Origin of the sequence: Luteimonas sp. MJ250 (assembly GCF_039548455.1) — a bacterium.
Taxonomy (GTDB): Bacteria; Pseudomonadota; Gammaproteobacteria; order Xanthomonadales; family Xanthomonadaceae; genus Luteimonas.
Genome location: NZ_JBCLVB010000016.1, coordinates 85321 through 112317, shown reverse-complemented (window position 1 = coordinate 112317; position 26997 = coordinate 85321). Strand labels below are relative to the sequence as shown.

At 70.8% G+C, this 26997-nt stretch carries 26 protein-coding genes and 1 pseudogene; 14 read left to right on the top strand and 13 right to left on the bottom strand.

Annotation, left to right across the window (positions count from 1 at the left end):
• Window positions 1-114 precede the first annotated feature (114 nt).
• The 4 genes from hemA to ppk2 are packed head-to-tail and all read left to right on the top strand — an operon-like array spanning window position 115 to window position 5032.
• The gene (gene hemA, locus WCE37_RS14145) at window positions 115-1431 is read left to right on the top strand and encodes a glutamyl-tRNA reductase (RefSeq protein ID WP_343279921.1); all 1317 of its coding nucleotides are present in this window, start codon (window positions 115-117) and stop codon (window positions 1429-1431) included.
• The gene (gene prfA / locus WCE37_RS14140; protein ID WP_343279920.1) at window positions 1409-2497 is read left to right on the top strand and encodes a peptide chain release factor 1; all 1089 of its coding nucleotides are present in this window, start codon (window positions 1409-1411) and stop codon (window positions 2495-2497) included. Before hemA ends, prfA begins: the two co-directional genes overlap by 23 nt.
• A 16-nt stretch (window positions 2498-2513) precedes the next feature.
• On the top strand, window positions 2514-4247 hold the full coding sequence (locus tag WCE37_RS14135) for a UDP-N-acetylglucosamine-peptide N-acetylglucosaminyltransferase (RefSeq protein WP_343279919.1): 1734 nt from the start codon (window positions 2514-2516) through the stop codon (window positions 4245-4247).
• Window positions 4244-5032, top strand: a complete 789-nt coding sequence (gene ppk2, locus WCE37_RS14130) for a polyphosphate kinase 2 (RefSeq protein WP_343279918.1) — start codon at window positions 4244-4246, stop codon at window positions 5030-5032. The genes WCE37_RS14135 and ppk2 overlap by 4 nt, the downstream gene beginning before the upstream one ends.
• A 45-nt stretch (window positions 5033-5077) precedes the next feature.
• On the opposite strand, the gene WCE37_RS14125 is transcribed toward ppk2, so the two are convergent.
• Both WCE37_RS14125 and WCE37_RS14120 read right to left on the bottom strand, forming a co-directional pair.
• Window positions 5078-5734 (bottom strand): TlpA disulfide reductase family protein, encoded by a 657-nt coding sequence (locus WCE37_RS14125; RefSeq protein ID WP_343279917.1) that lies wholly within the window; start codon window positions 5732-5734, stop codon window positions 5078-5080.
• On the bottom strand, window positions 5731-6999 hold the full coding sequence (locus WCE37_RS14120; protein WP_343279916.1) for a YihY family inner membrane protein: 1269 nt from the start codon (window positions 6997-6999) through the stop codon (window positions 5731-5733). The genes WCE37_RS14125 and WCE37_RS14120 overlap by 4 nt, the downstream gene beginning before the upstream one ends.
• 82 nt (window positions 7000-7081) lie before the next feature.
• Here WCE37_RS14120 and wrbA point away from each other — a divergent pair, with 82 nt between their 5' ends.
• The 3 genes from wrbA to WCE37_RS14105 all read left to right on the top strand — a co-directional run bounded on the left by wrbA (window position 7082) and on the right by WCE37_RS14105 (window position 8621).
• Entirely contained in the window at window positions 7082-7672 is a 591-nt protein-coding gene (gene wrbA / locus WCE37_RS14115) for an NAD(P)H:quinone oxidoreductase (protein WP_343279915.1), read from the top strand.
• Complete coding sequence (locus WCE37_RS14110) at window positions 7672-8067, top strand: DUF2069 domain-containing protein (RefSeq protein WP_343279914.1); 396 nt, start codon at window positions 7672-7674, stop codon at window positions 8065-8067. Before wrbA ends, WCE37_RS14110 begins: the two co-directional genes overlap by 1 nt.
• Window positions 8068-8135: 68 nt before the next feature.
• Window positions 8136-8621 (top strand): asparaginase domain-containing protein, encoded by a 486-nt coding sequence (locus tag WCE37_RS14105; RefSeq protein WP_343279913.1) that lies wholly within the window; start codon window positions 8136-8138, stop codon window positions 8619-8621.
• 9 nt (window positions 8622-8630) lie between these two features.
• Here WCE37_RS14105 and WCE37_RS14100 read toward each other — a convergent pair whose 3' ends face one another.
• The 4 genes and pseudogenes from WCE37_RS14100 to sufT form a co-directional block, all read right to left on the bottom strand.
• Window positions 8631-9965 (bottom strand): M20/M25/M40 family metallo-hydrolase, encoded by a 1335-nt coding sequence (locus WCE37_RS14100; protein ID WP_343279912.1) that lies wholly within the window; start codon window positions 9963-9965, stop codon window positions 8631-8633.
• A 131-nt stretch (window positions 9966-10096) separates the two neighbouring features.
• The gene (locus WCE37_RS14095) at window positions 10097-10378 is read right to left on the bottom strand and encodes a PPC domain-containing protein (RefSeq protein ID WP_343279934.1); all 282 of its coding nucleotides are present in this window, start codon (window positions 10376-10378) and stop codon (window positions 10097-10099) included.
• 51 nt (window positions 10379-10429) lie between these two features.
• Window positions 10430-12163 (bottom strand): annotated as a pseudogene (locus tag WCE37_RS14090) (S8 family peptidase); the annotation flags it as partial.
• Between the two features lie 267 nt (window positions 12164-12430).
• The gene (gene sufT / locus WCE37_RS14085; protein WP_343279911.1) at window positions 12431-12982 is read right to left on the bottom strand and encodes a putative Fe-S cluster assembly protein SufT; all 552 of its coding nucleotides are present in this window, start codon (window positions 12980-12982) and stop codon (window positions 12431-12433) included.
• An 89-nt stretch (window positions 12983-13071) separates the two neighbouring features.
• Between sufT and WCE37_RS14080 the strand changes: the two genes are divergently transcribed.
• Window positions 13072-13479 carry a hypothetical protein gene (locus tag WCE37_RS14080; protein WP_343279910.1) on the top strand — a complete coding sequence of 136 codons (408 nt, stop codon included), beginning with the start codon at window positions 13072-13074 and terminating at the stop codon, window positions 13477-13479.
• Between the two features lie 107 nt (window positions 13480-13586).
• Here the strand turns inward: WCE37_RS14080 and WCE37_RS14075 are convergent, their stop codons facing one another.
• Window positions 13587-14984 (bottom strand): NAD(P)(+) transhydrogenase (Re/Si-specific) subunit beta, encoded by a 1398-nt coding sequence (locus WCE37_RS14075; protein WP_343279909.1) that lies wholly within the window; start codon window positions 14982-14984, stop codon window positions 13587-13589.
• On the bottom strand, window positions 14981-15295 hold the full coding sequence (locus WCE37_RS14070; protein ID WP_343279908.1) for an NAD(P) transhydrogenase subunit alpha: 315 nt from the start codon (window positions 15293-15295) through the stop codon (window positions 14981-14983). Before WCE37_RS14070 ends, WCE37_RS14075 begins: the two co-directional genes overlap by 4 nt.
• Before the next feature lie 166 nt (window positions 15296-15461).
• Here WCE37_RS14070 and WCE37_RS14065 point away from each other — a divergent pair, with 166 nt between their 5' ends.
• The 3 genes from WCE37_RS14065 to WCE37_RS14055 are packed head-to-tail and all read left to right on the top strand — an operon-like array spanning window position 15462 to window position 16872.
• Window positions 15462-16037 carry an RNA polymerase sigma factor gene (locus tag WCE37_RS14065; RefSeq protein WP_343279933.1) on the top strand — a complete coding sequence of 192 codons (576 nt, stop codon included), beginning with the start codon at window positions 15462-15464 and terminating at the stop codon, window positions 16035-16037.
• A complete protein-coding gene (locus WCE37_RS14060; RefSeq protein WP_343279907.1) occupies window positions 16034-16414 on the top strand; it encodes a hypothetical protein in 381 nt (126 codons plus the stop codon). The genes WCE37_RS14065 and WCE37_RS14060 overlap by 4 nt, the downstream gene beginning before the upstream one ends.
• Window positions 16415-16419: 5 nt before the next feature.
• Complete coding sequence (locus tag WCE37_RS14055) at window positions 16420-16872, top strand: DUF3106 domain-containing protein (RefSeq protein ID WP_343279906.1); 453 nt, start codon at window positions 16420-16422, stop codon at window positions 16870-16872.
• 83 nt (window positions 16873-16955) lie between these two features.
• Here the strand turns inward: WCE37_RS14055 and WCE37_RS14050 are convergent, their stop codons facing one another.
• The 3 genes from WCE37_RS14050 to WCE37_RS14040 form a co-directional block, all read right to left on the bottom strand.
• Window positions 16956-18050, bottom strand: a complete 1095-nt coding sequence (locus WCE37_RS14050; protein WP_343279905.1) for an NAD(P) transhydrogenase subunit alpha — start codon at window positions 18048-18050, stop codon at window positions 16956-16958.
• Window positions 18051-18117: 67 nt separating this feature from the next.
• Complete coding sequence (locus WCE37_RS14045; protein ID WP_343279904.1) at window positions 18118-20235, bottom strand: DUF1631 family protein; 2118 nt, start codon at window positions 20233-20235, stop codon at window positions 18118-18120.
• Window positions 20236-20347: 112 nt separating this feature from the next.
• Window positions 20348-22813, bottom strand: a complete 2466-nt coding sequence (locus WCE37_RS14040) for a DUF1631 family protein (RefSeq protein ID WP_343279903.1) — start codon at window positions 22811-22813, stop codon at window positions 20348-20350.
• Window positions 22814-22863: 50 nt separating this feature from the next.
• Between WCE37_RS14040 and WCE37_RS14035 the strand changes: the two genes are divergently transcribed.
• From WCE37_RS14035 to WCE37_RS14025, 3 genes are read left to right on the top strand one after another with little or no spacing between them, the layout of a single operon-like run.
• Window positions 22864-23484, top strand: a complete 621-nt coding sequence (locus WCE37_RS14035; protein ID WP_343279902.1) for a nitroreductase — start codon at window positions 22864-22866, stop codon at window positions 23482-23484.
• Window positions 23466-24407 (top strand): 5'-3' exonuclease H3TH domain-containing protein, encoded by a 942-nt coding sequence (locus tag WCE37_RS14030; RefSeq protein ID WP_343279901.1) that lies wholly within the window; start codon window positions 23466-23468, stop codon window positions 24405-24407. The genes WCE37_RS14035 and WCE37_RS14030 overlap by 19 nt, the downstream gene beginning before the upstream one ends.
• A gap of 9 nt (window positions 24408-24416) precedes the next feature.
• Window positions 24417-24983 carry an NUDIX hydrolase gene (locus tag WCE37_RS14025; RefSeq protein ID WP_343279900.1) on the top strand — a complete coding sequence of 189 codons (567 nt, stop codon included), beginning with the start codon at window positions 24417-24419 and terminating at the stop codon, window positions 24981-24983.
• A 69-nt stretch (window positions 24984-25052) separates the two neighbouring features.
• Here the strand turns inward: WCE37_RS14025 and pip are convergent, their stop codons facing one another.
• Both pip and prmC read right to left on the bottom strand, forming a co-directional pair.
• Window positions 25053-25994, bottom strand: a complete 942-nt coding sequence (pip, locus tag WCE37_RS14020; protein WP_343279899.1) for a prolyl aminopeptidase — start codon at window positions 25992-25994, stop codon at window positions 25053-25055.
• Between the two features lie 52 nt (window positions 25995-26046).
• On the bottom strand, window positions 26047-26886 hold the full coding sequence (prmC, locus tag WCE37_RS14015; protein WP_343279898.1) for a peptide chain release factor N(5)-glutamine methyltransferase: 840 nt from the start codon (window positions 26884-26886) through the stop codon (window positions 26047-26049).
• Window positions 26887-26997 lie beyond the last annotated feature (111 nt).

Below are 26997 nucleotides of genomic sequence, written 5' to 3'. Positions count from 1 at the left end.
CAGCGCCCGGATGGGCGCGGAACGCCCTTTCCGGAGGCTGCGGGACGCGCGAGGCGCAGGCACCGTAAAATGTCGCCATGTCATGCCGGCACTTTATCGCAAGCACCTGAACGAATGAGCCTTGTCGCCATCGGCCTCAACCACCAGACCGCGCCCGTCGAACTGCGCGAACGGGTGGCCTTTGCCGACGATCGGCTGGGCCACGCGCTGGCGGACCTGCGCGCCCTGCCCGGCGTGCGCGAGGTCGCGCTGCTGTCGACCTGCAATCGCACCGAACTCTATGCCGTGGCCGACGATGACGGCCGCGCGCTGGTGAACTGGCTGGCCACCCACCCCGAGGACCCGATGGGCGATGCCGGTTCGCTGGAGGCCTATCTGTACCGGCACGCCGACGCCGATGCCGCGCGCCATCTGTTCCGCGTCGCCACGGGCCTTGATTCGATGGTGTTGGGCGAGCCGCAGATCCTGGGCCAGGTGAAGCAGGCCTGGTCCATGGCGCGCGGCGCGGGCACGCTTGGCGGCCAGCTCGACCGCCTGTTCCAGCACGCCTTCGTCACTGCCAAGCGCGCGCGCACCGAGACCCGCATCGGCACCAGTCCGGTATCGATGGCGTCGATGGCGGTGCGCCTGGCGCAGGACAGCTTCGCCCGGCCGGAGGATTCGGCCGTCCTGCTGGTCGGCGCCGGAGAAACCATCGAACTCGCGGCGCGCCACCTGGCCGCGGCCAGGGTCAAGCGACTGATGGTGGCCAACCGCACCTATCGCCACGCCGAGGAGCTGGCGCAGCGGCATGGCGGCGTCGCCCTGCCACTGGAAGAGCTCGAGCACCACCTGCACCTCGCCGACATCGTGTTTTCCGCCACGGCCAGCCGCGAACCGGTCATCGACCGCGCCGCCGTGGAGTCGGCCATGCTCGCGCGGCGCCATCGCCCGATGCTGCTGCTCGATCTTGCCGTGCCGCGCGACATCGATCCGGATGTCGGCGGCCTGCGCGATGTCTACCTGTATACCGTCGACGATCTCGAGCGGGCGGTCGAGGACAACCGCCGCAACCGCCGCGAGGCCGCCGACGCCGCTGAATCGATCATCGACCTGCAGGTGGCGAGCTACGCGCAGATGCAGGCCGCCGGCGCGCGCAGCGGTCCTATACGCCGCCTGCGGGCCCACGGCGAAGCGGCACGCACCGAGGTCCTGGAGCGCGCGCGCCAGCAGCTGGCCGCCGGCCAGTCACCGGAGGCGACGCTGGAATTCCTCGCGCATACGCTCACCAACCGCCTGCTGCACCCGCCGACAGCGGCGCTGCGCGAGGCCGCCGCTGCCGGCGATACCGCCATGCTGGACGCGGTCGAACGCATGCTCCCGCCGGCCCCTGCGGGACCCGGGCACACCGCCAGCACCGGCAACGACGATGCTGCCGACCCTGCGCCGTAAGCTCGAGGCCCTGGCCGAACGTCGCGACGAACTCGAGCGGCTGCTCGCCGAGCCCTCGGTCGCTGCCGACCAGTCGAAATTCCGCGCCCTGTCGCGCGAATTCGCCGGCCTCGACCCGCTCGCTGCCGCGCTCGCCGACGAAGGCCGCGCGCGCGCCGACCTCGAGGCCGCCGAGGCGATGCGCGCCGATCCGGAGCTGCGCGAGCTGGCCGAAGACGAAATCGAGGCGGCGAGCGCGCGTCTGGCCCAACTCGACGACGTGCTGATGGCCCTGCTGGTGCCGCGCGACAGTCGCGACGACGGTGGCATCTACCTCGAAGTCCGCGCCGGCACTGGCGGCGACGAGGCCGCGATCTTCGCCGGCGACCTGCTGCGCATGTACACCCGCTATGCCGAACGCCAGGGGTGGCGGGTCGAGATCGAATCCGCCAGCAGCGGCGAGCACGGCGGCTTCCGCGAGGTCGTGGCCCGCGTCGAAGGCGCCGGCGCGTACGCGCGCCTGAAATTCGAATCAGGGACCCATCGCGTGCAGCGGGTGCCGGAAACCGAGTCCCAGGGCCGCATCCACACCTCGGCGGCGACGGTCGCGATCATCCCGGTCGAGGAAGACGGCGAGCCGATCGAGATCAACCCCGCCGACCTGCGCGTCGATACCTTCCGCTCGTCGGGCGCCGGCGGCCAGCACGTCAACAAGACCGACTCCGCGATCCGCATCACCCACCTGCCCTCCGGCGTGGTGGTGGAGTCACAGACCGAGCGCTCGCAGCACGCCAACCGCGACAAGGCGATGAAGCGCCTGCGCGCGATGCTGGCCGAGGCCGAGGCGGAGCGCCGCGCCGCCGCCACTGCCGCCAGCCGCAAGCTGCAGGTCGGCAGCGGCGACCGCAGCCAGCGCATCCGCACCTACAGCTACCCACAGGGCCGGATCACCGACCACCGCGTCGAGGGCCTGACCCTCTACGACCTGCCCAACGTGATGGACGGCGCGCTCGATGCGCTGGTGGACCGCCTCACCCGCGAGCACCAGGTGGACGAACTGGCGCGCCTGTCGGAGCAGGCCTCGTGAACCCCGGGGTTCCCGCATGAACGCGATGCGGGACCCCCGCGACGAAGCGCGACGCGCAGTGGCGGCCGCCCCCGGCAATCCCATCGCCTGGGTCGTGCTGGCCGACGCCGAACTGGACGCCGGCGATGGCGCCAGCGGCGAGGCCGCCGCCCGGCGCGCGCTGGCGCTGGCACCAGGGCATCCCGAAGCGCTTGCACGCCTGGGCCGCGCGCAGTGGCTGCGCGGCCAGCACCGCGCGGCCGCGGACAGCCTCGGCCAGGCCGCCCGCGCGGCTCCCCGACACCCCGGCATCGCGCTGTGGCTGGGCCATGTGCTCGAAGATATCGGCGAGGCGGAAGCTGCGGCAGACGCCTATGCCCGCGCCCATGCCCTTGCGCCAGGCTCGGCACAGATCGCGGCCTATCTCCTTGCCTGGCGCAGGCGGCTCTGCGACTGGCGCGGTCTGGACGCGCTGTCGGCCCAGGTGCGCGCTGCGGTGGCCCAGGGCGAGGCGGCGGTGGAGCCGTTCGCTTTCCTCAGCGAAGACGGCGACGCCCTGGAGCAGCTCCGCTGCGCGCGCCTCAACGCCATCGGCGTCGCGCGCGCGGTCCGCCCGCTGCCGCCACGCGGGCCCGCCGGCGACGGTCCGCTGCGCATCGGCCTGCTGTCCAACGGCTTCGGCGCCCACCCCACCGGCCTGCTCACGGTCGCCTTCCTGGAAGCGCTGCGCACCGAGCCCGGACTCGAGGTCCATCTGTTCGCGCTCAATGCCGGCGACGGCAGCCTGGTCCGCCAGCGACTCGAAGCCGCCACCACGCTGCATGACGTGTCCGCCCACCCGCACGCGGCGGTGGCCATGCGCATCCGCGAGACCGGCATCGACGTCCTCCACGACCTGCGCGGCTGGGGCGGCGGCGGCACCCCCGCGGTGCTCGCGATGCGGCCCGCACCCGTGCAGGTCAACTGGCTGGCCTACCCCGGCACGTCGGGCGCGCCCTGGATCGACTACGTGCTGGCCGACGGCTTCGTGCTGCCGCAGGCCCTCGAGGCGGGGTTTTCCGAAGCCGTCGCGCGGCTGCCGCGCTGCTTCCAGCCCTCCGATACGCGTCGCGCACCGGCAGCGCCGCCTGCGCGCGCCGAATGCGGGCTTCCCGACACCGGCGTGGTGTTCTGCTGCTTCAACAACAGCTACAAGACCAATCCGGCCAGCTTCATGCGTGCGATGGCCGTACTGCGCGGCGTACCCGGCAGCACGCTGTGGCTGCTCTCCGGTCCCGGAGGTGGCGACGAGCGCCTGCGCGCCGCCGCGACCTCGGCTGGCGTCGACCCGGCGCGCCTGGTCTTCATGGCCAAGCAGCCCCACGCGGCCTACCTGGCGCGGCTGCAGCTCGCCGACCTCTTCCTCGACAGCAATCCCTACAACGCCCACACCACCGCCTCCGACGCGCTCTGGGCCGGCTGCCCGGTGCTGACGCGCCCCGGGCGCACCTTCGCCGCGCGCGTGGCCGGCAGCCTCAACCACCACCTCGGTCTTGGTGAACTCAACGTCGCCGACGACCGCGCCTTCGTCGAGCTCGCCATCGCACTGGGCAGTGACCCGGCCCGGCTCCACGATGTCCGCCTCCGCCTGCAGCAGCTTCGCGCCTCGTCGGGACTGTTCGACATGCCCGGCTTCGCGCGCGACTTCGCGGCCATGGCCAGGGCCATGGCCGACCGCCACCGCAGCGGCCTGATGCCGGCCCCCATCCAACTGCAGGAGGCGTCTTCGTGACCCGTGAATTCCGTGGCAAGGATTACAAGCGCGAGATCAAGGCGCTGCAGCTCGAGCTCGTGGCGATGGCACGCTGGGCGCGCCATCACGGCGAGCGCATCGTGGTCCTGCTCGAGGGTCGCGACACCGCGGGCAAGGGGGGCACGGTCAGGGCCATCACCGAGCACCTGGACACTCGCCAGTACCGCGTGGTCGCGCTGCCCAAGCCGAGCGAACGCGAGCAGGGAGAGTGGTACTTCCAGCGCTACGTCCCGCACCTGCCGAGCGCCGGCGAGATCGTGCTGTTCGACCGCAGCTGGTACAACCGTGCCGGCGTCGAACAGGTGATGGGCTTCGCCAGCAAGGACCAGGTCGACGCCTTCCTGCTGCAGGCGCCGGTATTCGAGAAGCTGCTCGTCGACGACGGCATCCGCCTTTTCAAGTACTGGCTGTGCTGCGACCAGGAGCAGCAGGAGGAGCGCTTCGCCGAACGCCGCGAGGATCCGCTCAAGGCCTGGAAGCTGTCACCCATCGATCTCGAGGCGCGGCTGCGCTACGACGACTACACCCGGGCGCGTGAAGCGATGCTGGTCGCCACGCACACCCCGCACGCGCCATGGAGCCTGGTCGACTTCAACCACCAGAAGTCGGGGCGGCTGGCCCTGATCCGCAACCTGCTCGACCGCCTGCCCGACGTGACCGTGCCCGAGGTCCATCCCGAGTTCCCGCCGCTGCCGCAGCAGCCGCTCGAAGAGTGCTACGGCATGCTGGAACCGATCCCGCCCTACGCCGTCGACGGCGACTGAAGACCCTGCGGACGACTGGATACCCGGGTCGGAGGGGAGCGCGGGTCAGCTGGCCTGGCCGGGTGCCGGGCCGCCGGCGGCTTCGATCGCCTGCTCCAGGTCCGCGGCCGTCACCGGGCCGAGGAATGTCTTCACCAGGCGCCCGTCGGGCGCGACCAGGCAGGTGAGCGGCAGGCCGCGCGGAGTCGGGAAGTCGCGTGGCGGGTCATAGGTGTCGATGATCGCCACCGGATACACCACCGGACGCTTCTGCAGGAACGCGCGCAGGGTCTCCGGGTCGGTGTCCTCGTAGGCCAGGCCGATGACCTCGACGTGCTCGCGCATGGCGTCCAGCGCGGACAGTTCCGGCATTTCCTTGATGCAGGGCGCGCACCAGGTGGCCCAGAAATTCACCACCACCCAGCGCCCGCGGCGCTCGGAAAGGTCGTAGCTGGCGCCATCGAGGGTGGCCACGACCAGGGACGGATACTCGGCGCCACCGGCATCCGGGACCGGGTCCGTCCCTTCAGCCGTGAGTCCGGGCGCAGCGTCCGCGTCGTCGTGTGCCCCGCTGCGCACATCGCCCTGCCCCGCATCGGGCGCCGTGGCCGGAGCTGCCTTCTCCAGGGCGCCCGGCCCCGGCGCATCGTCGCGCTGGCAGGCGACAAGGAGTGCAAGGGCGAGGCCGGCGGCAAGGGCGTGGCGCAGTGGCATGTCGGTCATCCGGGCGGTTGGTCGAGGCAGTCGCCGACGCGGCGACGGAGCAGGTCGCGCAGCGGCAGCCGCAGCTGGTCGATGGTGGCGATCACCGCGGCGCCGCGGGCGTCATCGGCACCGGGAAGGTGCGCCTCGGCGATCGGGATGCGCAGCTGGCCGGCTTCGTAAAGTTCGGCCAGGCTGAGGTCGTCGAGGTCGCGGGCCAGGAGCCATTCGCCACCTTCCGCCCGGCGCACCACGCGGATCGATTCCAGCTGTCCCAGCGTCTCCTGCACCAGTGCGTCGGTGAGCACCGGCTCGCAGTCGAGGATCCCGTCGCTGTGCAGCCCCCTGCCCTCCGCGCGCGCCTCGCGCAGGCGGGCGAGCAGGCGCAGCATGGCGTAGATCTCGTAGCCCTGCGGCAAGCGCATGTGCGCCGGCTGGTAGCGGAACGCCGAGACCGACGACGCGAACGAGGCGCCCAGCAGCACGCTCACCCAGCCGAAGTACAGCCACAGCAGGAAGATCGGCACGAAGGCCACCGCGCCATAGATGTTCTGGTAGCCGTTGAAGCTTCCAAGGTAGATGCCGATCAGGCGACGGCCGGCCTCGAGCAGCAGCACCGCCACCACCGCGCCTGCGAAGGCGTGCCGCCACTGCACGGTGCGGTGCGGCACCACGCGATAGATCATGGCAAACGCCAGCAGTTCGATGACCACCGGCGCGGCGCCCAGCAGGGTGGCCTGCAGCCATTGCCCGGCGCCGGTGCTGAACACCTCCAGCGCGAAGATCCGGCCCAGCACCGACAGGCTGGCCGCGGCCACCAGCGCGCCCAGGGTCAGCACCGTCCAGTACACCAGGAAGCGGGAGAATTTCGGCCGCGCGGAGTGCACGCGCCAGATCCGGTTGAAGGCCGACTCGATCCCGAACAGCGTCACCAGCACCGAGACCACCAGGGCGATCACGCCCACGGCGGTGAGCTTGCCGGTGTTCCCGGAGAACGACAGCAGCCAGTCGCGGATGCCCTCGGCCGAGCTGGGTACGAAGTTGGCGAAGATGAAGCCGGTCAACAGATCGCGCCATTCCTCGAACACCGGGAACGCCGACAGCACGCCGAACACCACCATCGACAGCGGCACCAGGGCGAAGGTGGTGGTGAACGACAGCGCACCCGCAGCCTCGAACAGGCGATCGTCGAGGAACCGCCGCCAGAGGAAACGGGCGAAGGTCGTGGCGCGCGCGCGGTCGCGCAGGCGCTCGCCCCAGCGGTTGAGCGAATCCAGTGGCTCCATCGCCGCGAGGTTAACCGATCGCGCGGCAAGCGGCGCCGCGCGCCCGCCTGCGGCTATGCTTGCCGGCCCCGGAGGAGAACCCATGGCCGAGATCCTGGTCCTGTACTACAGCCGCGGCGGCTCGGTGGCCGCGCTCGCACGCCAGGTGGCGCGCGGCATCGGCGAGGTCGAGGGCATGTCCGCGCGCCTGCGCACCGTGCCGCCGGTGGCCCCGGTCACCGTGGTCGCGACCGCGCCGGTGCCCGAGGAGGGCGCACCCTATGTCGAAAGCAGCGATCTCGACGCGTGCGCCGGGCTGCTGCTCGGCAGCCCCACCCGCTTCGGCAACATGGCCGCGCCGATGAAGCATTTCATCGACAGCCTCGGCAGCGAGTGGGCCAGCGGCACCCTGGTCGGCAAACCGGCAGCGGTGTTCACCTCCACCGCCACCATGCACGGCGGCCAGGAGTCGACCCTGCTGACGATGATGCTGCCGCTGCTGCACCACGGCTGCGTGATCGCGGGCATCCCGTTCACCGAGCCCGGGCTGTCAGCGACGCGCACCGGCGGCACGCCCTACGGCGCCAGCCACGTCGCCGGCGGCGACAACGATCCCACGCCCAGCGACGAAGAGGCGCGACTGGCACGTGCGCTGGGGCGGCGGATCGCCAGTCTCGCGGCGAGGCTTTCCTGATGGCGTTGCCGCTATCCCGGGTCACCCTTTCGATCCTGCTGCTGGCCCTGTCTGCGCTGTTTGCCGCCTGGTTCGCGGATGACACACGCTATCTGCAGGCGCTCGTGGTGTTCACGCTGCCGCCCCTGCTGCTCGGCATCGGCGTGCTGGCACGCCGGCGCACGGCCCCGTTCTGGGCCGGGGTGCTGGCGCTGGGCTGGTTCTGCCACGGCGTGATGCTGGCCTGGGAGCGGTCCGTCGACCGCGCCTGGGCGCTGGGCGAAGTGCTGCTTGCACTCGGCATCGTGTTTGCCGCGAACTGGCCCGGGCTGCGCGCGCGCTTCGGCGGGCCGGGCCGGGGGAAAGGAACAGCAGCCGAAGGCTCCGGTAGCGGGCGGCCCGACGCGAACGACTAGAATGCGCAGCCCGCCGGTCGGCCGGCGCGCTGCGCCAGCCACGGCCGCATGCCTTTGAGGAACACGCGATGGAAGAACTGCTGATCGTCACCACCGGCGGCACGATCGACAAGGTCTATTTCGACGACAAGTCGGACTTCCAGGTCGGCGAGCCGCAGATCGGGCGGATCCTCGAAGAGCTTGGCGTGGCGTTCCGCTTCCGGGTGATCCCGATCATCCGCAAGGACTCGCTGCACATCGACGACGCCGACCGCGAGCTGCTGCGCGCCACCATCGCGGCGCAACAGGCGCGCCACGTGCTGGTCACCCACGGTACCGACACCATGGTCGAGACCGCGAAGGCGCTGTCCCCGCTCGAGGACAGGACCATCGTCCTCACCGGCGCGCTGAACCCGGCGCGCTTCCGCGGCTCGGACGCGGAGTTCAACATCGGCACCGCCGTGGGCGCCGTGCAATCGCTGCAGGCCGGCGTCTACATCGCCATGAACGGACGCATCTGGGATCCGCTCACCGTGCGCAAGAACGTCGCCGCCAACCGCTTCGAGGCCGCCTGACCCGGCCGATCAGGGTCGCGGCGGCATGGGCCGGGTGCGCGGCGGCCCATCGGACGGTGGCCGGCCCGGCGGCTGTGGCGTCCACCGCACCCGCGTCTGCAGGCCCAGCTCACCCATGAAGGCCAGGCCCAGGCGGGCGATGATAGTGGCATGCACCGCATCGCCGCCAAGGTTCTCGAGGGTGTCGTCCGGCGTGTGCAGGAGCGGGAAGAACGGGCCCTCGTCATACATCGCCGCGGGGAACCCGGCCTGCGTCCATGACGCGTGGTCGGAGCAGGCATAGCCGCAGCTCGAGTCGCTGCGGGTATGGCCCAGCGGCGCGAGGTAAACGTCGAACAGGTCTTTGAGGAACTGCACCAGCTGCGGGTGCGAGTTGTCCGTCATGACCCGGATGTCGCTGGTCGAGCCGGGTGCGCGGTAGTTGGTCATGTCCATCTGCAGCACGCCGACCACGTTGCGACCCTCGGCCGCGAAGCGCTGGGCAATGGCACGCGAACCGCGCAGCCCGACTTCCTCCGCCGAGTAGCCCATGAACATCACCGTGCGCCGGGGCCGGTAGCCCTCGGCCATGGCAATGCGCAGCACCTCGGTGAGGGTGGCGATTCCCGAGGCGTCGTCGTCGGCGCCCGGCGCATCCATGCCGTTGCCCGAGCCGACGTAGGAAATCGAGTCCAGGTGGCCGCCCAGGACCACGATCTCGTCGGCGAGGTCGGTGCCCCGGATGGTGAGGATGACCGAAGGCTGGCCCGCGCAGTTGCTGCAGCCGGTGAACAGCTCGGCGCTGACATCGCTGCGTCCGGCAGCCAGTGCCAGCCACTGGTCGCGGATCCACAGCGGGGCGGCATGGCCGTGCGCGCTGGCGTAGTAGCGATTGGGCCAGGCTGTGGACAGGTGCTGGATGGTGGCCCTGATCGCCGGCTCCGACACCTGCGGCAGCCAGCCTTCAACCATGCGCTGCTGGTCGATCGTGTACTCCGGCAGCGCCGCCCGGAGGCCGCGCAACGCGGTGTCCGACGCCACGAAGGCCTCGGCTTCGGCACGCGTCGCAAACGCGAAGAAACCGCCGCAGCGGCGCTCGACCTCGTGCACGTGCCGGCTCAGGTCGGCGACCTGGTGCTCGCGCAGCGTGGCCAACACCAGCGGCCGCCCAAGGGCATCACGCCGCGCGGCGACCTGCCCGCTGAAGTCGCGCAGCGCGGCCTCGAAGGTGCCGCGCTCGGCAACCACGTGCACCGGCGTCATCGGATCGAAGGCCGACGCTCCATGCTCGTGCGCCAGCGCAGCACTGCCCGCAAGCAGCATGCCGGCGATCGCGGTCGCCTTTGCCAGAATCCCCGTCTTCATGGTCCTTCCCCGGCCCGTTTCCGTGGCCGCGATCATTGCACGTCGAGCGCTGCGCTCGCGGCCGCCGGCAATGGCGGCGGAAAAAAGGCGGACGGGATCAACCCGTCCGCCACCACTCGGACCCGCTCTGCTCAGTACGTGCCGACCACCGACACGCCCGAATACGCGCTGTAGCCGCGCACCAGCACGTGCCACGTGCCTGCCGCCGGACTGTTGAAGGTGCAGGTCTCGGCATTGCCCGCCCGGTACGGCCTGCAGCTGTAGGTCGATGTGGTCGGCGCCGAACCCTGGCGCACGTACAGGTCGACGTCACCGCTGCCGCCAGACGTCTGCACCCGCAGTTGGCTGCGGCCCGCCGGCACCTCGATCGTGTAGCGGCGCTCGCTGTTCGCCGCGCCCGACAGGCCGGTCACCGGCACGCCGTTCTGCAGCTGGCTGCCACCGCCACCGCCGCCACCGGCGCTGTAGCTGCCGCTGAGGGTGACGCCCGAGAACGCCGAATACCCGCGCAGCATCACGTGGTAGGTGCCGGCCTGCGGCGCGGCGAAACTGCAGCTCTCGGCGTTGCCGGACCGATAGGGACGGCAGTCATAGGTCGACGTGGTCGGCTGCGAACCCCGGCGCACGTAGAGGTCAAGGTCTCCGCTGCCGCCGCTGGTGGCGATGTTGAGGTTGGTGGCGCCGGCGGGAACGGTGATCGTCCAGTATTGCGTGCTGCCGGAGCCGCCGGAAATACCGGTCACCGGCGTGCCGTTTGCAAGCTCGTTGCCGCCCGGATCGCCAGGGTCGCCCGGGTCTCCACCGCCGCCACCACCGGCCGCATCCACCGCCGCCTTGGCGTTGACGATGCCGGCGCCGATCGGCTGCGACGGCGTCGACGGGAACGCCCGCGCCGTGCTCTTGATCAGGGCCTCGACCTGGGCCGGGGTCTTGGCCGGGTTGGAGACCGACTGGATGAGGGCGACCACGCCGGCCACGTGCGGAGCCGCCATCGAGGTGCCGTTGTAGCTTGCATAGCTCTCGCTGCCCGGGCCCTGGCTGCCGGTATTGAGCGTGGAATAGATGTTGGAGCCCGGCGCCGCGATGTCGACGGTCGCCCCGTAGTTGGAGAAGCTCGAGCGCGCACCCGTGCTGGTGATCGAACCCACCGCGATGACGTTGCTGCAGTTGGCCGGCGAGAAACCCGAGGTATTGGCGTTGCTGTTGCCCGCCGCGATCACGATGGTCGAGCCGCGGCCGACGGCACCGTTGATTGCGCTCTGCATGGCGCTGCCGCAGCTGCCCGAGCCGCCCAGGCTCAGGTTGATGGCTTCCGCCGGATTGGCATTGGCGGGCACGCCGCTGACCGAGCCACCCGAGGCCCAGATCACCGCATCGGCGATGTCGGAGTCGTAGCCGCCGCCGCGGCCGAGCACGCGCACCGGCACGATCTTCGCACCGTACGCGGTGCCGGCCACGCCCTTGGCGTTGTTTGTCACCGCCGCAACCGTGCCGGCGACGTGGGTGCCGTGCCAGCTGGAGGCGTAGCCGCCGGAGTAGTCGCCGGGGTCGCTGGCGTCGGCGTCGCGCCCGTTGCCATCGCCGCCGACCGAGGCCGTGGAGATGAAGTCGTAGCCGGGCAGCACGTTGGCGTTGAGGTCGCTGTGGTTGGTGATGCCGGTGTCGAGCACAGCGACCACTGTGCCGGCGCCGCTGGTCGTGTCCCAGGCCTGGGTGGCGCGGATGCCGCCGGAGCCGGTGCCGTAGCCCCACTGCTGGCTGAAGTTGGTGTCGTTGGGGGTCATGACCAGTTTGTTGAGCTTGTCGACCTCGACGTATTCGACGTTGGGATTGGCCGCGACCTGGCGCATCAGGGTCTCGGCCTCGACGCGGTCGAGCTTGCGGCTGGTGGTGATGACCTCGGCGCCCACGGCCATGCGGCGCTCGTGGCGCAGCACAAGCGGCTGGCCCCGTGCGCCGGCGGGCAGGGTGCCGGCAGCAGACCTGAGTGCGGCATCGCGTTGCTTCGCGCTGGCCTGCTCGGGGCTGCCGTCGACATACTTGATGATGAAGCGGTCGTGCTGTTCCGAAGCCTGCAGGCCACTGAGATTGATGCGCTCTGCTGCAATCGCAGGCGCGGCGGCCAGAGAGGCCAGGGCCACGGTGGTTGCAAGCGCGAGGGCGTGCAAGCGCGCGCGGCGGAGCTTTTCGTCGGTCATGAGTGGGTTTTCCCGGAGCGGAAGCCGTGCCGCACTTGGCGGCGTGGAGGCCGGCGGCACCGTTCCGGGAATCCCCTCCCCGTTTCTGGCAGCCGCCGGACGCGAAGCGGACTGACACTTTTCGTCCGCAAAGTGACGCTAAGCGACACCCCACTGCCGCGCAAGGGGCAACACGACGCACTTGGCAGCGCCATGCGGGCTACACGTCACAGTTCAGGCATTCCGTTGTGGAAACAGGAAAGACGGGCCTTGCGCCCGCCGTCCGGATCAGAACATTCCGGTTTCCAGGCGCGCGGCCTCGGACATCATGTGCCGGGTCCACGGCGGGTCGAACACCAGCTCGACGTCGGCCTCGACCACGGTCGGGATCATTTCCAGCTTGCTGCGGACGTCGTCCACGAGGATGTCGCCCATGCCGCATCCGGGGGCGGTCAGGGTCATGCTCACCTCGACCAGGCGCTGGCCGTCGTCGCGATGGGTGACCCTGGCCTCGTAGACCAGGCCGAGATCGACGATGTTGATCGGGATCTCCGGATCGAAGCAGGTGCGCATCTGCGACCACACCAGACGCTCGACCTCGGCATCGTCGGCGCCTTCTTCCAGCTCCAGCGGCTGCGGCGGCTCCTTGCCGATGGCGTCTGCGTCCTCGCCGGCGATGCGGAACAGGTTGCCCTCGACGAAGATCGTGAAACTGCCGCCGAGTGCCTGGGTGATGTAGCCCACGCTGCCGGCGGGCAGAGTGACCTCGTCGCCCTGGGGAACGAGCACTGCGGCGCAGTCGCGCTCCAGGCGGACGGGTTCACTGTTGCGGGAATACATGTGGGTGCTCGCGACGTTCCGGTGCGGGTCCACCATTCTACCGCTGCGCGGAGCGCTATCCTGTACCGCCCTGCAAGGCGCTCTGTTCCATGCCCCCATCCCGATCCCGGCCCGCAACGGCGCTGGCACTGGCGCTGGCCGGAAGCATCGGCATCGCAGCCGCCTGGATCCTCGTTGCCCAGGCCACTGGACGCCAATGCAGCTGGATGGCGGTGGTCGCGGCGGTGGACGCCGCGCTGCTGCTGCGGATGGGCCGGCACCGCCCCGGCCTTGCCCGCGCGCTCTCGGGCGTGCTGGCCACAACGCTGGCGATCGCCCTGGCGAACTGGGGGATCATCGCCACCGAGGTCGGGCGCATGCTCGGCCTGGCGCCCTGGGCATCAATGGGCAAGCTCGGCGTCGAGCACGCCTGGCTGCTGGCACGAATGGCCAACGATGCGGTCGCGCTGGCCTGGCTGGCGGCGGGGCTGGTGGTGGCCGCAGTCGCAAGCCGCTGACCGGGCTTACAGGCCGCAGCGTGCACGGTCCACGCTCGCCGCTGCGTTCCCGGGCCCGGTGCCGATCCCGGGCCCCCATCGACGCCGGACTTCGGGTCGCCGCTTCCTCAGTGGCCGCCGTCGAGCGCCTTGAGCTCGCTGACCAGGGCGCTGGCCATCTCCGAACCGTCGCCGTAAAGCATGCGCGCGTTATCCGCATAGAACAGCGCGTTTTCGATGCCCGCGAAGCCCCTGCCCTTGCCGCGCTTGATCACGATGGTGTTCTTGGAATCGACCACGTCGAGGATCGGCATGCCGTAGATCGGGCTGGCCGGATCGGTCTTCGCCACCGGATTGACCACGTCGTTGGCGCCGATCACCAGGCTGACGTCCGTGTTCTTGAACTCGGGATTGATGTCGTCCATGTCCGTGATCAGGTCATACGGCACGCCGGCCTCGGCCAGCAGCACGTTCATGTGGCCCGGCATGCGCCCCGCGACCGGGTGGATGGCGAACTTCACCTTCACCCCGCGTTCGATCAGGCGCTGGCTCAGCTCCCAGATCTTGTGCTGCGCCTGGGCCACGGCCATGCCGTAGCCGGGCACGATCACCACGCGTTCGGCGTAGGCCATCATCGCGGCCACGTCGGCGGCCTCGATCGGCTTCTGGCTGCCGCTGATCTCCGCCGCCTCGCCGGTGGCACCGAAGTTCGAGAACAGCACGCTGCCGATCGAGCGGTTCATGGCCTTGGCCATCAGCCGCGTCAGCAGCATGCCGGCGGCACCGACCATGGTGCCGGCGATGATCAGCGCCTCGTTGCCGAGCACATAGCCCTCGAAGGCCACCGCCAGTCCGGTCAGCGCGTTGTACAGCGAAATCACCACCGGCATGTCGGCGCCGCCGATGGGCAGCGTCATCAGCACGCCCAGCGCCAGCGCGGCGACGAAGAACGCCACCACCAGCGGCACGCCCAGCGAATGCACCAGCATGCCGCCAAGCACCAGCGCGGCGACGAACACCGCGGCGTTGAACAGCTGCATGCCCGGGAAGCTGTAGCGCTTGTCCATGCGCCCGTCGAGCTTGGCCCAGGCGATGATCGAACCCGTCAGCGCCACCGAGCCGATCAGCGCGCCCAGCACCGCCAGCACCGGCACGACCACCCCGGGCGCCTGGCCCGCGTCCGTCCAGCGCAGGAGCTCGACCGCGCCGATCGCCGCCGCCGAGCCACCGCCGAGGCCGTTGTACATGGCGACCATCTGCGGCATGTCGGTGATCGCGACCTTCTTGCCCGAGACCCAGGCCAGCACCGTGCCCAGCAGCAGGGCCACCACGATCAGCGCCACGTTCTGCAGCCCGGGGATGAAGAAGGTGACCAGGGTCGCAAGCACCATGCCGACGCCGGCCCACTGGATGCCGCTGCGCGCGGTGCGCGGCGAGGCCATGCGCTGCATTCCCAGCAGGAACAGCGTGGCGGCAGCCAGGTAGCTGGCCTTGATCACCAGCAGCAGGATCTCCTGGCTGCTCATGCGCCGCCCCCCTTGTCGCCGGCCTTGGCTTTTCCGCTGGGCTTGAACATCTCAAGCATGCGCTCGGTGACGACGTAGCCACCGGCGGCGTTGCCGGCGCCCATCACCACGGCGACGAATCCGATCGCCTTTTCCAGCGTGGTGTCGGCGTGTCCCAGCACTACCATCGCGCCGATCAGCACGATGCCGTGGATGAAGTTGGAACCCGACATCAGCGGCGTGTGCAGGATCACCGGCACGCGCGAAATGATCACATGCCCGGCAATCGCCGCCAGCATGAAGATGTACAGCGCCACGAATCCATCGGCCACGCGTGCTCTCCCCGGAACTGCCCGTGCCGATCATAACCGCCCGGGACGCCGCCGCCACCGCCGCTGTCAACCAGGGGCCGCGACGTGCGTTGTCAATGCCGATCCCATTGGATGCAGGTGGATGGACGGCAGCGTGCAAGCACATCGCAGCGGCACCGGGGTGGCTATGCTGGACGGCATGCCTGCCGATGCCGCCGCCACGGCCGTCGTGCCGCCCGTCGGGGCGGCCGGCGATGCCGAGACCCTCGAGGGCTTCCTCGACGGCATCGCCGCGCGCGCCTTCCGCTTTGCCGAAGCCGGCCTGCGCCACCGCGAGGACGCGATGGACGCGCTGCAGGACGCCATGATCAGGATGCTGGGCTACCGCGACCGCCCGGCGCAGGAATGGACGCCGCTGTTCTGGACCATCCTGCGCAGCCGGATCGTCGACACCCAGCGCCGGCGCACGCTGCGCCTGGGCTGGATGACCTCGGCCGACGAGCGCCAGGAGGCGGGCGTGGAATGGGCCGGCGACGAGCCGGATCCTTCCCGCAGCCACGACGGCCAGGAGGCCTACGGAGAACTGGTCGCGGCGCTGCGCGACCTGCCCCGGCGCCAGCGCGAGGCTTTCACCCTGCGCGTGCTGGAGGAACTCGACGTGGCGACGACCGCCCGCGTCATGGGCTGCAGCGAAGGCTCGGTCAAGACACACCTGTCACGCGCACGCATCGCGCTGCAGAAGCGATTGGAGGATTTCCGATGAACGACCAGCACCACGGCGATTTCGACCGCAGGATGCGTGCGCTGCACGCGCACGCCGTCGAACAGGTGCCTTCGCGCACCACGTACCAGCTGCGCATCCGCCGCGAGGCCGCAGCGCGGGCGCCGGCCGCCCGCCGCAGCGGCGGCTGGTGGCTGGCCGCGACCGCCACCGCGACCGCCGTATTCGCGCTGGCCATCGGCTTGCGCCAGCCGGACCCGTCGTCCCTGCCCGGGGGCAGTGACATCCCGGCACTGGCCACGGCTACCGAGGCGGTGCAGGCGGCGGACTACGACGAAAGCTTCGCCGCACTCGACGAAGACCCCGATCTGTACCTGTGGCTCGCAGCCCAGGACAGCCTGATCCTGGCCATGGAGTGATGACCGTGCCGAACTTCCGCACCCGATCGATCGCAGCGGCCCTGCTGGCCCTGGCCCTGGCCGCCGCCCTGCCCGCGGCGGCGCAGCCGACGAAGGACGCCGCGGCGCTGCCCGCCTGGGACGACCTGACCGCCGCCCAGCGCGACGCCCTGGTCGCGCCCGTGCGCCAGCGCTGGAACGACCGTCCCGAAAAGCGCGCGCACATGCTGTCCCATGCCGAGCGCTGGCAGGAAATGGACCCCGCGCAGCGCGAGCGCGCACGCCGCGGCGCCCACCGCTGGCAGCAGATGGAGCCAGAAAAGCGCGAAGCGATGCGCGCGCTCTACTCGCGCATGAAGGCCCTGCCAGAGGGCGAGCGCGAGGCGCTCCGCACGCAGTGGAAGGAGATGAGCCCGGAGCAGCGCCGGGCTTGGGTCAAGGTCAATCCGGCACCGCCGGAGCGGCCGCGGGAGCGCTGAAAATCAGGGTCGCTGCACGCGGGATGGAGTCGCGGCCATGGCCGGCCCCCGGACGCGAATGGCGGCGCATGCAAGCCGCTTGTTCAGGCGTCGCGGGGTGGCCAGACGGTCCTTGCCAGCAGTTCGTCGTCCCAGTCGAACGCCAGGGCACCCTCGCCCACCAGCAGCCTGGCGAAGTTGTACACATTGCGCGAGAACATCTCGCTGGCATGCAGCGCACCGCTGCTGGCCAGGTTGAGCGGCCCGGCCACGGTGACGCCACCGGCGTCCACTGTTTCTCCGGGACGAGTCAGCTCGCAGTTGCCGCCGGTCTCGGCGGCCAGGTCCACGATCACGCTGCCCGGGGCCATGCCCGCGACCATGTCCGCGGTGACGATCCGCGGCGCCGGACGCCCGGGCACCGCGGCGGTGCAGACAATGGCATCGATGGTGCGCAGGTGTTCACCCAGGCGGCGCTGCTGCTCGGTGCGCTCCTCGTCGGTCAGCGCGCGCGCGTATCCGCCCTCGCCCGCCGCGCTCACGCCCAGGTCGAGGAAGCGGCCGCCCAGCGATTCGATCTGCTCGCGCGTCTCGGGGCGCACGTCGAAGCATTCCACCTGCGCGCCCAGCCGGCGCGCCGTTGCGACCGCCTGCAGGCCGGCGACACCGGCGCCGATGATCAGCACCTTGGACGGACGGATGGTGCCGGCCGCGGTGGTGAGCATCGGGAAGAAGCGCGGCGCCAACTGGGCGGCGATCAACACCGCCTTGTAGCCGGCCATGCCGGCCTGCGAGCTGAGGATATCCATGGCCTGCGCGCGCGTGGTGCGCGGCAGCCGCTCCAGCGGGAAAGCGACCAGGCCGCGCGCGCGGATGGCGTCGGCGCGCGCCTGGTCGGCGTCGGGCTGCAGCTGGCCGATGATGGTCGCGCCCTCGCGCAGCGTCGCCAATACGTCCGATGGCGGCGCCTGCACGCAGAGCACCAGCTCGGCAGCGGACAGGGCGGCCGCGGTGTCGTCGACCAGGGTGGCGCCGGCGGCGGCATAGGCGGCATCGGGAAAGTGCGCCAGCGCGCCGAGGCCACGCTCGACGGTGACGGTTGCGCCGGCTGTGACCAGCTTCCTGCAGGTTTCCGGGGTCAGGGCGACCCTTCGCTCGCCGGGCGCGGTTTCGCGCGCGACTCCAATGTTCACTGCCATGCCCGCTCCCCGGTGTCCGCTCCGGACCATCCTAGCGAATGTCCCGAGCGTGCGCGATGCGCCGCCTTCAATCCAACCGGGCGCCGGTCGCCAGTTCGCGCAGCACGGCTTCCACCGGCCCCTCCACCGGCCTCGGCAGCAGGGTCCCGGCAGCTACGGCCGCGTCCAGTTCGTCCGCGGACATCAGGGCATGGCGCACACCCTGGCGAGTGGCCAGCATGTGGTTCCCGCTGACCGGACTGGTCCAGGCCAGGCGCAGCCAGACCAGGGCCTGGCCTCCATCCTGGCGCGAAATGAACACCTGCCCAGGCGGAGGAGGGTCGCCGCGATCGGCACCCGGCTTGCGGTCCCCGACCTGCTCCGACGTCATGGCGGCGTGCACGATGCTGCGCGGCGCATCGGGCCGGACGAACTCAGCCACCAGCCGCGCCAGTGCGTCTTCGGACTCGGCCTCGCCGGCACCGCCGGCGGCGATACAGGACTTCAGCCGGGGAACAATCGCGAGCAGCCCGTCGGCGACCTCGCCGCCGCGCGCCGCCGCCGCGGCCGCGTCGATTCGGAGCAGGTCATCGCCCAGTGCCACGATCCCGGCATGGCGCTCTGAACCGGGGCCGTCGCGCAGCCGCAGCAGGACCAGGGCCTGGTGCCAGGCGCCGGAGAGGAACTCCGAGACCGCCGGGAGCATGCTGCGACCGTCCAGGCGCGCCGCCACCAGGGCATCGGCTTCGCGGCGCGCGGCCTGCAGCCGCTCCTTGCCGTGGATGGCCTGCCAGGCCCGGCGCTCGCTGATCGCGGCACGCCGCTGCAGCGGCTCCAGCCCCGCAGTCAGCGCTGCCAGGGCACGCACGAAGACCATGGCCTCGCCGTGGTAGCCGTTGGCCACCGAATCCGCGATGGCGTCGGCCAGTGCGTGCAGCGCCGACTCGTCGTCCGCCGCCGCGGCGTTGGCGTCCCAGCACTGCACGAGGCCGGAGAGCAGTTCCATTGCCGGATGCCCGGCGTCATCGAACAGCTGCTCGTCATCCAGTGCCAGGCGCAGCCAGGGCCAGGCCAGGCGCGCGATCCGCGCCCGCGCGCCTGCAGTCAGCACCGCGCCCGCGCACAGGCCGTCGAACAGGCCACCGACGACGCTGATGGCGTCATCCTGGTGCTGCGAGGCATGCGCGAGGTCGCGCGGGATCCCGAGGCCCTCCGCAGCCGACAGCAGGCTGCCCCGAAGATGGGCTGCGATGCTGCCCGGCACGGCGAGGGCTTGGTCCGGAGTTTCGCTGCCCTGCACCAGCGACAGCATCGAAATGAATTCCTGGTGGCCATAGGCGCGCGGCCGATCGCCGTCGCCGGCCCGGGCCAGCGGCCGTCCCATGCGCCGGCGCAGGACCTGGCCGCGCCCGGCGCCGGGCGCCGCGTCGCTGCCTTCGCCCCGACGCCACGAGGACGCCACCGGCTCCAGCGCATCGTCTCCGAGCCAGGCCGGGGCGCCGGCCATGTCCACCCCCTGTGCGAGCAGGGCCGCACCGGCGCTGGCGCCGTCCATCGCGTGTCCGCCCTCGGCGAGTGCGGCGTTGAGCCAGGCGTAGGCCTCGGTGAGCGGCGCGATGCACAGGCGTTCGTATTGCTGCAGCAGCGTTCTCCGCGCGAGCGGATCGCAGTCGACAGCGCTGAAGGTGTCCAGGTAGGCATCGACCACCGCGCGCGGCGCGAAGGGGTTGGTCGGCCGGCCCTCGCCGCCCATGGCCGAGGCCAGCGAACACAGGCGGCCGTCGATGATCTCCAGCACGCTGGCGAAGCGCCGCCCCAGCGCGTCGATCGTCGGCTGGCCGATCAGCTGCGCGTGCAGCTCGCCGTCGGAAACCAGGGCCAGCGTCGAGGCTGCCGCGGCATCGGCGAACGGCTTCGGCCAGCCTTCAAAGCCGCGGCCCAGATGACCCTGCCAGCTGCGCTCACTGCGCGGTTTCTCGTGTCCCAGGACGAGTACGTTGGCCAGCGCCTCGACCAGCTCCTCGTCCCGAGATCCGGCAAGCGTCTGCCGCAGCGCTGCTTCGGCGGCGTCACGCGCGGCGGCCAGCAGCGGTTGCAGGCGTGCGCGGAATCCCAGGTGCAATGCCTCCAGCAGGCGGTCGGCTGCCCCGCTCTGGCGCGTGGCCTGGACCCGGCCGGAGCCGCCGCTACGATCAGGGTGCTGCATTCTGGAGGTGCCGACGCATGTGGACGTGGCACCACGATAGCCGAAGAGCCGTGACCGGGGACACACTTGCGTGCTGCGCCGCGTGGATGCGCTGCGGTTGCGGCTCCGGCAGTCAGTGGCCGCCGACGGTCTGCTTTTTCGGGTTGAGGCGCTGCCAGACCTGTCGCATGGCTTCGTCGAAGGGCGCATCGGTCGAACGCATCACCACCCGGCCCGCGGCGACCAGCGCCGTGAGTTCCTCGGGTGACACCACCATCCTGCGCGCACCTCGACGGTTGACGATCAGGAAACGCCCGGTCAGCGGGCTGATCCACGCGATCCGGCCTGCGGTTTCATGGCCGTCCTCGTCCACCAGCCGCAGGCCCTGCCCCACCCGGAGCCGGCGCATGCGGGCAGCAACCTCGGGATCGAATTCAAGGGTATCGGTGCCGCCCGCAAGCTGCAGGCCGGCCAGTGCCGGTTCGTCGGCGCCCGGATCGACATCGTCCACTGCGGCGTCGGGATGGTGGACCCGGCGCGGCGCGTCGGGCAGGCCCAGCGCCGAGATGATCCTCGCCATCGCATCGCGGGCCCCGGTGGCGTCCATGCCGCAGTTGGAATAGCACTCACCCAAGGGCACCTGAAGCGCCAGCAGCTGCTCGGCGACCACGCGCCCGCGGGCGTGGAAGGCGTCGGCATCCACCTGCACCATGGCGTCGCCAAGGGCGATGGCCTGGTGGTGGCGCGCGGTGCCTGCGCCGTCGCGCAGCCAGGACTGGGTGAGGTGGTGGCGCCAGTGGCGGTCGAGGAACTGCGCCACCGACGCGGTCAGCGCGCGGTCCGACAGCCGCGACGCGACCAGGTCGGCGGCGTGCGCGCGCGCCTGCTGCAGCCGTTCGCGGCCGTGGATGGCCTCGCCCGCGCGCTTCTCGGCCAGGTCGGTGCGCCGGCGCTGCTGCTCGAGCTGGTCGCGCAGCTCACTGGCGGCGAGTTCGAAGATCGCCTGGTCATCGTCGTATTCGTCGACCACCCGGTCAACCGCACGCTCTGCATGGTCCAGGGTCTCGCGGTCCTGCGGCGTTTCGCCGACGTTGCCGTCGCAGGCCTCGGTCAGCACGTCGAGCAGGCGCCGCGCGGGATGGCTGCGGCGGTTGAACATCGAATCGTCGGTGAGCGCGACCTTGAGATAGGGCACCACGAGGCGCCCGAAGAAATCGCGCGCCCGGTCTTCGAGGTCGTTGGCATCGTTGATCGAGCTGAAGAGCATGCCGACCAGGTCGATCGCGTCCTCTTCGTCGACGCTGAAGTGGGTGGCGTCGGCGTCGAATCCCAGCTGGCGAACGCCGCCGAGGATCGCTTCGCGCATGACCCGGGTCAGTTCGCGGGCGTCGCTGGCCGCCAGCGCCCTGGCGTAGGGCGCGGTGTCATCGCCCTGCAGGATCTGGGCCACGTTCAGCAGGTCCTCGGTGCGCAGCACCTCGACGCCGTCGTCCAGGGCCTGATCCGACCGCGACCCGCCGGCGTCCCCGGCCCCTTCGATCTCCGCGGCGCCTGCAGCCCGCCAGCTGGCCAACTGTTCGCGGACGACGTCGCGATAGCGCGGAGGGCGACCTTCGGCGGTTGCCGCATGTGCCGCGGCCGCGATCGAAGAGCCGACGCCACCGTTGCCGTTTCCGCCATTGCCCGCGCCGCCGGCCACACCATCGCTGCCGTAGCCGTGGCCGCCGTGTCTGTAGCCGCCGCCACCGCCGCCCGGGGCGCCGTCCAGGTGTTCCACGGTGCCGCCATCGGGCATCCACTCTTCCCCCGCGTCGCCCGCGCGCGACCTTGCCCCCGCCTGCCCGGCGACGGCAGCGCGCGAAGCTCCGGAACCACCGCCGGAGCCACCGCCGGACCCGGCCTCCGCTCGGCCGCGGACGGCGCTGCCGGCACTGCCGCGGGACTGGAAGCCGAAGCCGGCATCCTCGAGCAGCTCATTGAGCTTTTCATAAAGCTCGCCGAGCACCTCGGGAAGGCGTTTGTCGAAATGATTGAACACCAGCGGACGCAGGCCACGGGTGAGGTCTTCGGCACCGAACAGGCTGACGAAAGCGGCCACGGCCGCTGTTGGCCGCACCGGGTTGGCGCGCTTGCCCTCGACGCCCAGCGCCGCGGCCAGGGCCTGCAGGCGCTCGTCGAGCTGTTCCAGCGGATGCAGGAACTGGTGGTCCAGAAGCTCGGTGGTGTGCTGGCCGGCAAGGTGGATCTCGAGTTCGCCTTCCGACATCAGGCTGAGCGACTTGTCCTCGCCCTGCTCGACCGGCGGCTTGCGCCAGGCGTCGAACTCGCGCTCCAGCGACTCCCGGTAGCGCGTGGCGAGGTCGAGCGCGCGGTGTCCGAGCGCCATGACCGCCATGCGGTCGTCCTGCGCACCGCTGTAGTCATGGCCGGCCAGCGCCTCGAGCCGCACCTGCTCTTCGATCGTGCCCCAGAAGCCCGACAGCACGCCGCCCAGGGCGGTAACCGACTCGCGCCTGAGCGCGTCGAACAGGCGCACGGGGTCGCGCAGCGAGCCGTGGCGCGTCTTGGACAGGTAGGCGGAAGGTTCTTCTGCGATCATCAGGGGATGCGGCCGGTGCTGGGGGATGCACCCACGCCTACCATCCCTGAATGGAGCCTTCCAAGTCTGTGACTGCAATCTCAAATAGCCCGACCCCTCCCGTCCTGCAGGCCCTGGACGCACGACGTTCGGTGCCGGCCAGGCAACTCGCCGAGCCCGGCCCGGATGCCGCCACGCTGCAGCGCATGCTCGCCTCGGCCGTTCGCGTGCCCGATCACGGCAAGCGCGTGCCCTTCCGCTTCCTGTCGATCACCGGCGACGCCCGCCGTGCCCTGGGGGACGCGGTCGCGAACCGTGGCCTGCGCCTGCGTCCCGATGCCGGCGACGCCGCGGCCGCCAAGGATCGCGCCCGTTTTTCGCACGCGCCGCTGGTGCTCGTGGTGGTGGCGGTGCTGGACCCCGGCGACGACGCCATACCGGAGCAGGAACGCCTGCTCACCGCTGGCTGCACCTGCTTCGCGCTGCTGCAGGCGGCGCAGGGGCTGGGCTTCGGCGCCACCTGGCTCACCGGCTGGCCGGCCTACGACCCGGACGTGCGTGGCCTCCTCGGGCTGGGCGCGGACGAACGCATCGCCGGCTTCATCCACGTCGGCACTCCGCAGTCCGAAGCGCGCGAGCGCGAGCGGCCGGACCCGGCCGCGCTGCTGCGTGAATGGACTCCGCCGGCGTGAGCGCAGCGGCGCCCCCGCTGTACCTGGTCGACGCCAGCCTGTACGTGTTCCGGGCCTGGCACTCGATGCCGGCCGACGGCTTCCACGACGCCGACGGCTGGCCGACCAACGCGGTGCACGGGTTCGCCCGCTTCCTGCTCGACCTGCTGGAGCGCGAACGCCCGCGGCACATCGCCATCGCCTTCGACGAGGCCCTGGACTCCTGCTTCCGCAACGCGCTGTACCCGGCCTACAAGGCCAATCGCGCCCCGGCACCGGCCGAACTCAAGCGCCAGTTCGCCTACTGCAAGTCGCTGTGCGCGGCGCTTGGCCTGTCGATCCTTGCGCATCGCGAATACGAAGCCGACGACCTCATCGGCAGCGCCCTGGTGCTGGCCCGCGGAGAGGGCTACCGCGGCGTGATCGTGTCGGCGGACAAGGACCTGTCGCAGCTGCTCGAGGATGGCGACGAACAGTGGGACTATGCCCGCGACCAGCGCTGGGGCGCGGCCGGAGTCAAGGCGCGGCAGGGCGTGCACGCCCACCAGGTCGCCGATTTCCTCGCGCTGTGCGGCGATGCGGTAGACAACATCCCGGGCGTTCCTGGCATCGGCGGCAAGACCGCAGCGGTGCTGCTGGCGCACTTCGGCAGCCTGGACATCCTCCTGGAACGCATCGACGAAGTCGCATTCCTGCGCCTGCGCGGCGCAGCGCAGGTGGCCGCGCGGCTGCGCGAGCATCGTGGGCAGGCCCTGCTCTGCCGGCAGCTGTCGACGATCTCCTGCGATGCACCCCTTGTCGACGCCGTGCCGCCCTTCGCACGCGCACTGCCCGATCCAGGCGCCGTGTCCGCCTTCGCCGACGCCCTCGGCTTCGGTCCGATGACGCGGCGGCGGCTGGATGCGGTCGGCGACTCCACCACCACCGCCACCCCACGGGGTTAGGATCGGGCCATGGACAACGACAGCCGCCAGGCGACCACGGACGAACCCGAGATCCTCTACAAGGGCGAATGGCTGCGCATGGTCAAGCGCGGCCACTGGGAATCCTGCGAGCGCACGCACGGCAAGGACGGCCTGGCGGTGCTGGTGATCGCGGTGACGCCGGACGACGACGTGCTGTTCGTCGAGCAGTACCGGGTGCCGCTCGGCGCACGCACCATCGAGATGCCGGCGGGCCTTGTCGGGGACGACGACGACGGCGACACGCTTGAATCGGCAGCCCGGCGTGAGCTGATCGAGGAAACCGGCTGGGACGCGGGGCGCATCGACGTGCTGCTGGTCGGCCCGACCTCATCGGGCATGAGCAATGAACGCATCGCGTTTGCGCGCGCGCTCGAGCTGCGCAAGGTCGGCGATGGCGGCGGTGTCGACGACGAGCAGATCACCGTCCACGCCATTCCGCGCGCCACCGCGCCCGCGTGGCTGATGCAGAAGTACGCCGAAGGCTACGAACTCGACCTCAAGCTCTGGGCCGGGCTGTGGATGATCGAGCACAACCCGGACGGCTCGAAGGCCTGAGCGAGCGACCGGGAGAGAGCGTCGCCGCTGCGCGGGCGCTTCCCCCCGCAAGCGGCGGAAGAGCGCGGGTCAGGCGAAGCGGTCGGTGGCCTGGACCAGGGCGTCGACGGTTTCGGGCTCGAACGCCGAGTGCCCCGACGCCGGCGTAACCACCAGCTCGGCCTTGGGCCACACCTGGTGCAGGTCCCAGGCGTTCTGGATCGGGCAGACCACGTCGTAGCGGCCGTGCACGATCACGCCGGGAATGTCGACCATGCGATAGGCATCACGCAGCAGCTGGTCGTCGCATTCGAAGAAGCCGGCGTTGGTGAAATAGTGGTTCTCGATCCGGGCGAAGGCCAGCGCGAACTGCGGGTCCTCGTGGTCGGACATGAAACCGGGATCGATGTGCAGGAAGCTGGTCGCCGCCTCCCACACGCTCCAGGCGCGCGCGGCGGCCAGGCGGGTGGCTTCGTCGTCGGACGTCAGCCGGCGGTGGAAGGCCGCGATCAGGTCGCCGCGCTCGCTTTCGGGGATGGCGCCGACGTACTGCTGCCAGGCTTCCGGGAACAGGCGCGAGGCGCCTTCCTGGTAGAACCACTCCAGCTCCCAGCGACGCAGCATGAAGATGCCGCGCAGCACGAGTTCGGTGACATGTTTCGGATGGCTCTGCGCGTAGGCCAGCGCAAGCGTCGAGCCCCAGGAGCCGCCGAACACCTGCCAGCGGTCGATGCCGAGCTGCGTGCGCAGCAGTTCGATATCGGCCACGAGGTGCCAGGTGGTGTTGTCGACGAGGTCGGCATGCGGAGTGGAACGCCCGGAGCCGCGCTGGTCGAACAGGACGATGCGGTACTTCGCCGGGTCGTGGAAGCGGCGCATCTTGTCGGAACAGCCACCGCCCGGGCCGCCGTGCAGCAGCACCACCGGCTTGCCATCGGGATTGCCGCACTGCTCGTAATAGAGGACGTGGCGGTCATCGACGCGGAGGGTGCCGGTGTCGAAGGGTTCGATCTCGGGATACAGCGTGCGCATGCGAATGCGGCCTCGTGCGGGATAACCGGGCCAGTCTACCAGCCGGGCCCGCTCAGCCCGCCGCCCAGCGCCCCACGCCGACCCGGTCGCGCCCTTCGAGGTCGGCCACCGTCGCGACCTGTTCGAAGCCCGCCGCGCCCAGCAGCGCGCGCACTGCGGCACCCTGGTCATGGCCATGCTCGAGCAGCAGCCAGCCGCCGGCAGCGAGGTGCCTGGGCGCTGTCGCGGCGAGGATCCGGATCGCGTCCAGGCCATCTGCACCGGACGCCAGCGCCAGGGGCGGCTCGTAGCGCAGGTCACCCTGTTCCAGATGCGGATCGCGTTCGGCGATATACGGCGGGTTGCTGGCGATCAGGTCGAATCGCTCGCCGGCCAAGGGGCCGAACCAGTCACCACTGCGGAATTCGACCCGGCGGCCCAGGTCGTTGCCGTCCGCGTTGGCGCGCGCCACCGCCAGCGCCGCCTCACTGTGGTCGGTGGCGATCACGCGGGCCCGCGGGCGCTCGCTGGCGATCGAAAGCGCGATCGCGCCGCTGCCCGTGCCCAGGTCGGCCACGCGCAGGGGCAACGCGGGGTCCAGCCGCGCCAGGGCCTCCTCGACCAGCAGTTCGGTCTCGGGCCGTGGGATCAGGGTGTCCGGCGTCACGGCAAGGTCGAGGGTCCAGAATCCGCGCCTGCCCACCAGGTACGCCACCGGCTCGCCGGCCTCGCGGCGCGCTACCAGCGCCTGGAAGCGCGCAGCCTGGCCCGGCGCCACGGTGGCTTCACCGTGGGCGTAGAGCCAGGCCGCGCCGCGCTCCAGCACATGCTGCAAAAGCAGTGCCGCTTCGTCCGGGTCCACTCGCGCACGCGCCGCCCCGAGGCATTCTGAAACACTGCGTCCGATTTCCATAGACGTTACCTATCGATTGAATCATTATAATCAACTTCACGAATTGATAGGCCACGCCTAACATGTCCGTTGTCCGGCAGCTGCCGGTGTCTTCCCCACCACCGCGAGGAT